Source organism: Flavobacterium sp. (assembly GCF_031423415.1).
GTDB lineage: Bacteria > Bacteroidota > Bacteroidia > Flavobacteriales > Flavobacteriaceae > Flavobacterium.
Genome location: NZ_JANPFL010000085.1, coordinates 26,202 through 33,835 on the forward strand (window position 1 = coordinate 26,202; position 7,634 = coordinate 33,835).

General features: G+C 29.8%; 9 protein-coding genes. 7 read left to right on the plus strand and 2 right to left on the minus strand.

Annotated elements, in window-relative coordinates:
* The first annotated feature begins 10 nt into the window (after window positions 1-10).
* Complete coding sequence (locus RMO83_RS07940; protein WP_310559144.1) at window positions 11-1,036, plus strand: PorP/SprF family type IX secretion system membrane protein; 1,026 nt, start codon at window positions 11-13, stop codon at window positions 1,034-1,036.
* Between the two features lie 199 nt (window positions 1,037-1,235).
* Here RMO83_RS07940 and typA read toward each other — a convergent pair whose 3' ends face one another.
* Window positions 1,236-3,032 (minus strand): translational GTPase TypA, encoded by a 1,797-nt coding sequence (gene typA / locus RMO83_RS07945; RefSeq protein WP_310559145.1) that lies wholly within the window; start codon window positions 3,030-3,032, stop codon window positions 1,236-1,238.
* Between the two features lie 276 nt (window positions 3,033-3,308).
* On the opposite strand from typA, the gene RMO83_RS07950 reads away from it, so the two are divergent.
* On the plus strand, window positions 3,309-3,539 hold the full coding sequence (locus RMO83_RS07950; RefSeq protein ID WP_310559146.1) for a DUF3820 family protein: 231 nt from the start codon (window positions 3,309-3,311) through the stop codon (window positions 3,537-3,539).
* Between the two features lie 5 nt (window positions 3,540-3,544).
* Here RMO83_RS07950 and RMO83_RS07955 read toward each other — a convergent pair whose 3' ends face one another.
* Entirely contained in the window at window positions 3,545-3,886 is a 342-nt protein-coding gene (locus RMO83_RS07955) for a helix-turn-helix transcriptional regulator (protein ID WP_310559147.1), read from the minus strand.
* Window positions 3,887-4,038: 152 nt separating this feature from the next.
* On the opposite strand from RMO83_RS07955, the gene RMO83_RS07960 reads away from it, so the two are divergent.
* The 5 genes from RMO83_RS07960 to RMO83_RS07980 form a co-directional block, all read left to right on the plus strand.
* Window positions 4,039-4,194, plus strand: a complete 156-nt coding sequence (locus tag RMO83_RS07960; RefSeq protein WP_310559148.1) for a hypothetical protein — start codon at window positions 4,039-4,041, stop codon at window positions 4,192-4,194.
* A 16-nt stretch (window positions 4,195-4,210) separates the two neighbouring features.
* Window positions 4,211-4,360, plus strand: a complete 150-nt coding sequence (locus tag RMO83_RS07965; RefSeq protein ID WP_310559149.1) for a hypothetical protein — start codon at window positions 4,211-4,213, stop codon at window positions 4,358-4,360.
* A gap of 291 nt (window positions 4,361-4,651) precedes the next feature.
* Window positions 4,652-5,284: a hypothetical protein gene (locus RMO83_RS07970; protein WP_310559150.1), complete on the plus strand. Its 633-nt coding sequence runs from the start codon at window positions 4,652-4,654 to the stop codon at window positions 5,282-5,284.
* 6 nt (window positions 5,285-5,290) lie between these two features.
* Window positions 5,291-5,812, plus strand: a complete 522-nt coding sequence (locus RMO83_RS07975; RefSeq protein ID WP_310559151.1) for a redoxin domain-containing protein — start codon at window positions 5,291-5,293, stop codon at window positions 5,810-5,812.
* Window positions 5,812-7,634, plus strand: a 1,823-nt coding sequence (locus RMO83_RS07980) for an ABC transporter transmembrane domain-containing protein (protein ID WP_310559152.1), incomplete at its 3' end; no start/stop codon positions are given. The genes RMO83_RS07975 and RMO83_RS07980, both read left to right, overlap by 1 nt.

The following is a 7,634-nucleotide window of genomic DNA, read 5'->3' on the forward strand; positions in this document are numbered from 1 at the left end:
CGAAAAAATAATGAAACTAAAACTTGTTTTATATATACTGTTAACTTGTTTGACTATCGTGAATGCAAAAGCGCAAGATCCAATTTTTACCCAATATATACTGGTGCCAGAATCATTAAATCCAGCATTTACAGGCACTTTAGCCGGTGGATATACCGGTATTATTCATCGTTCTCAATGGCCAAATGAGAATAGAAGAATTGATACCGAATTCGCCTTTATCAATAACCCAATTGGTTCTGAAGGAGAGATGGGCTTGGGTTTTACTATATTAAATCAACGCGAGGTCTTTACTAATTATAATTATATTCAATTGAACGGAGCTTATTCCTATAGTATTAATTTAAACGATGAGTGGAGGGTTCGATTAGGAATAGAGGTAGGTTTTGGCTTCAAAAACTATAATTTTGGTAATCTATTGTTAGAAGACCAAATTAACATCAACAATGGAAATATCAATGAAGGAAGTGTGGATCCGAGTATTTTGAATAGTAACGACCAAGTTAGCTTTTTTGATTTTTCGTCAGGGTTATTATTTTATAATGACAATTCTTGGTTTGGCGCTTCTTTAAAGCACCTTAACAAACCCAATATTACCTTTACTGATTATGCAAATGTTCCGCTTGAATTGTTTTTAAGTGTTCACGGAGGTTACTCAATAAGTTTGGATGATAGTATTGGGTCATTTTTTCCCGATCAAACTGATGTTGTGCTTACCGCCAATTATATGCGACAAGCCCAGTACAATCGTTTGGACTTTGGAACTGCTTTAAGTGTCAAACCTTTTACCATTGGAGTGATTGCAGCAACAAATCCTGAAGGAAAAAGTAACAACAGCCACGTACTAACTTCAATCAACGTTTTCAGCGCAATACAGTTAAACCGTTTTGTTTTGGGTTATTCTTATGACATCAATACTTCAAAAATGGGTGATACTCAAGGTGTTCACGAAATTTCATTAACCTGGGAATTGTTTCCTCAATGTTACAGATGTGATAATTATTCTGTAAGACATTCGATGGGTAGAAAATATTAGAATTCCCATCAATCGTAAGGTAGCAAAATTTCAATCGATTAGTACTAAAAAATACTTTATCGATATCGAATTGACTTAATCCGAAAACTAGGATTTATGTATTATATTCAAACACAATATCAGTAAAAAAAATAAAATTAAAAATCCCAAACTCCAGTATTTTGGAATTTGGGATCTTTTATTTTGAATATTACAAAATTTAGATTTTAAATCTTTTTCTATCTGTTTCAGTCAAATAGATTTTTCTCAAACGAATCGATTTTGGAGTAACCTCAACATATTCATCTTTTTGAATGTATTCTAATGCTTCTTCTAACGAGAAAATAATTGGTGGAATGATTCTTGCTTTTTCATCATTTCCAGAGGAACGAACGTTAGATTGTTTTTTCTCTTTGGTAACGTTTACACACATGTCATCACCACGAGAGTTTTCTCCAATTACCTGACCTTTGTAAATTTCGGCATTTGGCTCAACAAAAAACTTACCACGATCCTGTAATTTGTCGATAGAATATGGAATTGCTTTTCCTTTTTCCATTGAAATTAATGAACCTTTGTTACGTCCAGCAATATCACCTTTGAAAGGCTCATATCCTATAAAACGGTGTGCCATAATCGCTTCACCAGCAGTTGCAGTCAACAATAAGTTACGCAATCCAATAATTCCTCGTGATGGAATGTTGAATTTTATAATCATACGTTCACCTTTAGTTTCCATAGATAACATTTCGCCTTTTCGTAAAGTAACAAATTCTACCGCTCTTCCAGAAAGAGATTCTGGTAGATCGATTGTTAATTCTTCTATCGGCTCACATTTTTTACCATCAACTTCTTTGATAATAACTTGTGGTTGACCAATTTGCATTTCGTAACCTTCACGTCTCATGGTTTCAATCAAAACTGACAGGTGCAAAACACCACGACCAAAAACCATAAATTTATCTGCTGAATCGGTTTCACCCAATTTCATAGCCAAGTTTTTTTCTAATTCTTTAGTCAAACGATCACGAATATGTCTTGAAGTTACAAATTTTCCTTCTTTACCGAAGAAAGGTGAATCGTTTATGGTAAACAACATACTCATTGTTGGCTCATCGATTGCAATGGTTTGCAAAGCTTCTGGATTTTCAAAATCGGCGATTGTATCTCCAATTTCAAAACCTTCAACTCCAACAATAGCACAAATATCTCCTGCAACAACTTCTTGTACTTTTTTACGACCAAGACCTTCAAAAGTATGTAATTCTTTGATTCTTGATTTTGCTATAGAACCATCTCTTTTGCAAAGAGAAATAGGCATTCCTTCTTTCAAAACACCTCTTTCTAATCTTCCAATCGCAATTCGACCAGTAAAGGCTGAAAAATCTAAAGAAGTAATCAACATTTGTGGTGTTCCCTCAGAAACTTTTGGAGCAGGAACATTCTCGATAACCATGTCTAGTAATGCTTCGATATTGTCAGTAATGTTTTCCCAATGATCAGACATCCAGTTATTTTTAGCTGAACCATAAACCGTTGGAAAATCTAATTGCCATTCTTCAGCACCTAATTCGAACATCAAATCGAAAACTTTTTCGTGAACTTCCTCTGGAGTACAGTTTTCTTTATCAACTTTATTGATTACCACGCAAGGTTTCAAGCCTAGATCGATTGCTTTTTGCAACACAAAACGAGTTTGTGGCATTGGCCCTTCGAAAGCATCTACCAAAAGGCAAACACCATCGGCCATGTTCAATACACGCTCTACTTCTCCACCAAAATCGGCGTGACCAGGTGTGTCGATAATGTTGATTTTTGTACCTTTGTATTGAACAGAAACATTTTTAGATGTAATTGTGATGCCACGTTCACGCTCTAAATCGTTGTTGTCTAATATTAAATCTCCTGTGTTTTCGTTATCGCGAAATAACTGACAATGATACATAATTTTATCAACCAAAGTAGTTTTTCCGTGATCGACGTGAGCAATAATTGCAATGTTTCTAATAGATTCCATCTGTGTTTTTTAATGGGTGCAAAAGTACACTTTATTTCTGATAAAAAAAACTATAACAGAGAGTTTACTATTATTTAACGTAAAATGTTCATTTTCAATTAATTTACTTTAATTTCATTATTCGAATTGTACTACCCAATAATTTCTAAATTAGAATTTTAGTTTTTAATTTTGACTTCTATTATTTAAAGAATAATTTTGGATTAAATAAAAACACATTCTTTGTAAATTTGTAAAAAGTTTAATTCTAAATTTTTAAGACTGAATCTTTGCTTTATGGACGAAAATCAAAAAAGATTAATCAAATTGGCACATGCAAAAATGCCTTTTGGTAAATACGAAGGTTGGTCATTGATAGATATTCCAGAATATTATATTGTTTGGTACAGCAATAAAGGTTTTCCAAAGGGAGAATTGGGAGAACAACTTCAGTTGGTATATGAATTGAAATTGAATGGATTGGAAGAACTTATTAGAAATATTAAGAAAAAATATCCTAAAGAATAAAAAAATTAATTTAATCTTGCTCTCAATTCTGCAATTATTTCGTCTTTTTCTCGTAAACGAATTTCATATTGTTCAATGAGTTTTTCAGAGAGTTGGTTAATTACTAATCCATTGTTATCACCTTTTTTATTTTTTTGATTGAAAACGAACTTTTCATCAGACAATATGTCAAGAACATCGATTTCATAAACAGATGCAATCTTTTCAATTAGTTTTAAGTCGAGTTTTCCTTTATTGTTTTCTAAATTAGAATAGGTTGCTTGTGGAATTTTGAGCAAATCTGCTATTTTTTCTTGTGTAAAACCTTTTTCTGCTCTCAAAGTTCTTAGTTTTTTACCAATTTCCATAATTTTTAAATAATAAATTTATTGATTTTCAATATCTAACAAAAATAACTATAATATATTTCGCAATGTAATAAATTATATAGTATTTTGATAATTGTTTGTTGATTTTATATCTAAGTTTGTTAGAAATTAACAATTAAAATATTATTTTTATGAAAAAATTAGAATTAAAAAAAATGGAAAATGTTCAAGGAGGATTACAAAACAGAAAATGTTTAATTCTTGGTGGTTTGACGGCACTTGCTTGTTTAGGGGGTTATGCTGCATTCTGCGGTGCTGCGATGTATACAACCGCAGAATGTGTTTAAATTTAAATAATAAGTTATGAAAAAAATAAAAAACGAAGATTTAGAAAAAGTATTTGGTGGCAAATTAAGCCCTGCGCAATGTGCGCTTGTAGGTTTTTTTCTGGTAGGTTGGGTTTTAGGACCTGCGGTTTTAGGGGGATCAGCGGTTGAGTGCTGGAACGGATAATTTAAAAATTAATTTTCGAAATTAAAATGATTAATAAAAGTTATATTGGAAAGTTTATTATGTTTTTGACTTTTGGATTTATTTTAGTAATAAATTTATTTCTAAAGTTTTGTCCTCAAGTTAATAATTTTCTAATTTTTATGATGTTCTTTATTGTAATATTTCCAATTATTCAAAAACAAAATCCCTTTAACTGATTACTTGTGTTTAATTAAAATTTAATATTTTAAAAATTTAAGGAGTAATAATTTCAAATTATTACTCTTTTTTTTTAATAAAACTTTATAAAAAATGAAAAGTACTTTTTACAAGTATCTAATTTTAACAATACTATTTTTTTTACTAACAGAGATAACAAAGCATATCCTTAATTTCGATAAATTGGTTTACAATTCTTTAGCAGAAAAACTTACTTCTAATCAAATAAAGAACCTTTTCGATTTTCAAGATAAATGGAAATGGTTGGGATATGTTTTTATTCCAATTTATATTTTACTCAAAACTTCAATAATTGCAACAGTTTTATATATTGGTGTTTTTTTCTTTAGTAAAAAAGAAGTAAAATTCAAATTAGTTTGGGAAATTGTTGTAAAATCAGAATTTGTTTTTTTACTCGTTCCAGTATTTAAAATACTTTGGTTTTGTTTTGTTGAAACAAACTACAAGTTAAATGATTTTCAATATTTTTATCCGTTATCTGCTCTAAATATTATTGGCTACACGGGTCTTGAAACTTGGTTTATATATCCTTTTCAAACACTAAATTTATTTGAACTTGTTTACTGGTTGCTTTTAGCGTTTTACTTGGGAAAAGCAACAGAAACAAATATGGATAAGGGATTCAAAATTGTAGTGTTTAGTTATGGTCCTGCCTTATTATTATGGATCGTTTTAGTAATGTTTTTAACACTAAATAATTCTTAATTTTAAATGAAAAAATATCTAAAAATTGTAATTCCTTTTATACTAATTGGTCTTATTGCTTTTGTGGGCTACAAAGTGGTTGCAAAAATCAATCATAAAAAACAAATTGCAGAAAATATTCAAACTATTCCAGTTTTTAATTACAAAAAAATTGATGGAACTGCTTTTACCAACCAAAATTTAAAACAAAATAGTAAAACAATATTTATTTACTTCAACTCCGAATGTGAATTTTGTAATGAGGAAGCAAAAATGATTCAAGAAAACATTGATAAATTCAACAATGTTCAATTGTTTTTTGTTTCTTTTGAAAAACCAAATCTATTAAGTGCATTTGCAACCAAATACAAATTGTCTAGTTATGATAATGTTACTTTTATTTGTGATTCAAAAACTACTTTTTCTACTACATTTGATATTCATTCAATGCCTTGTTTAGTGCTATATGACAAAAATCAGAAATTAATTGAAAAACTAAAAGGTCAAACCAAGGTAGAAACACTTTTGAAAAAATTGAACGAAATTTAATGAATCAAAAACTAATCGAAAAAACACATACGCTACAACTTGACCAGTCTGATTGTGGCGTGGCTTGTTTGTTAAGTATCATAAAACTTTACGAAGGAAATACTACTTTAGAGAAACTTCGTGAGTTGAGCGGAACAACAAAGGAAGGAACAACTATGCTTGGTTTGTATCAAGTCGCAAACAAAATTGGCTTTACTGCCGAAGGTTGTGAAGCAGATATGCAAACATTAAAAGATCATGGAGAGCCGGTTATTTTGCATGTTCTTGTTGAAAATAAATTACAACATTATATAGTATGCTATAGTTATGATCCAATAAAAGGATTCGCAATTGGTGACCCAGCAAAGGGAATTTATCAATTGTCTGAAGTTGAGTTAGAAAAAATTTGGGTTTCTAAAACGTGTTTAACACTTACTCCAAACGAACATTTTGTAAAAGAAACTTTAGTAAAAAATGCGCAACTAAAATGGTTTTTAGATTTGTTAGAATCGGATTATAAATTGCTTTGGATTTCAGTTTTACTCGGTGTTTTTGTGGCAGGTTTAGGCATGGCAATGTCTTTGTTTTCTCAAAAGCTAATTGATGATATTTTGCCATCGCAAAATATTAAAAAACTAATTTCGGGTATTGCTTTGTTAGGAATTTTGCTTTTAGCCAGAGTTGGAATTTCGGCTTTGAGAGAGTTTTTTTTACTACAACAATCAAAAGATTTTAATAATCGCATCAACAATCAATTCTTCACATCACTATTACATTTACCAAAACCTTTTTTTGATACCAGAAAAATTGGTGAACTTGTTGCTCGATTAAACGACACTCAACGTGTTCAAAGAGTAATTAAAATACTGGCAAGTAGTTTGGTAATTGATATTTTGGTTTCTATAATTTCAATGGTTTTCTTGTTTGGATATTCATGGAAATTGGGTATAATTTCATTATTTAGTTTGCCAATTTATTTTTATATAATTTACAGAAGCAACAAAAAAATTATCAATTCTCAAAAAGAAGTCATGCAAAGTTATGCATATAACGAGAGTAATTACATCAATACTATTCAAGGAATTGCGACTATAAAAAATGATAATAAACAAACTGTTTTTAGTAAAACAAATGAAATTGTTTTCAATAACTTTCAAGAAAAAATATTTAATCTCGGAAAAATAAATATTACTTTGTCTTGGCAATCGGGATTAGCGAGTGTCTTTTTTTTAATTGGAGTTTTAATTTACACATCAGTTCAAGTTTTCAATAAAGAAATAAAACTGGGAGAATTGATGGCTATTTTGGGAATTGTTGGCTCATTGTTGCCTTCAATTGCAAATTTAGCATTGATTTCAATCCCAATAAACGAAGCAAAAATAGCATTTACTCGAATGTTTGAATTCTCTTCTTTAGAAAAAGAAAATGAGCAAGGAATCTCGTTAGAAAATATAGATAAAATTGAACTTCAAAATCTATCATTCAGATTTGCTGGTAGAAGTGAATTGTTTTCAAATATTAATATAAGTATTGAAAAAGGTAAACTTACTGCAATTGTTGGAGAAAGTGGTAGTGGAAAAAGTACTTTAGGACAAATATTACAGCGTTTTTATAGTTTTGAAAACGGAAATATCTTAGTAAACAATCAATTCAAACTTTCTGAAATTGGATTAGAAAATTTTAGAAATTTAATTGGAGTTATTCCACAAGAAATAACGATTTTTAATGGAAATGTTATTGATAATATATTGCTTGGAAAAGTAGAAAATCCAGAGAAATTATTAGAATTTTTTCAAGAATTTGGTTTTGACAAATATTTTAATCAATTGCCACAAGGTCTTGC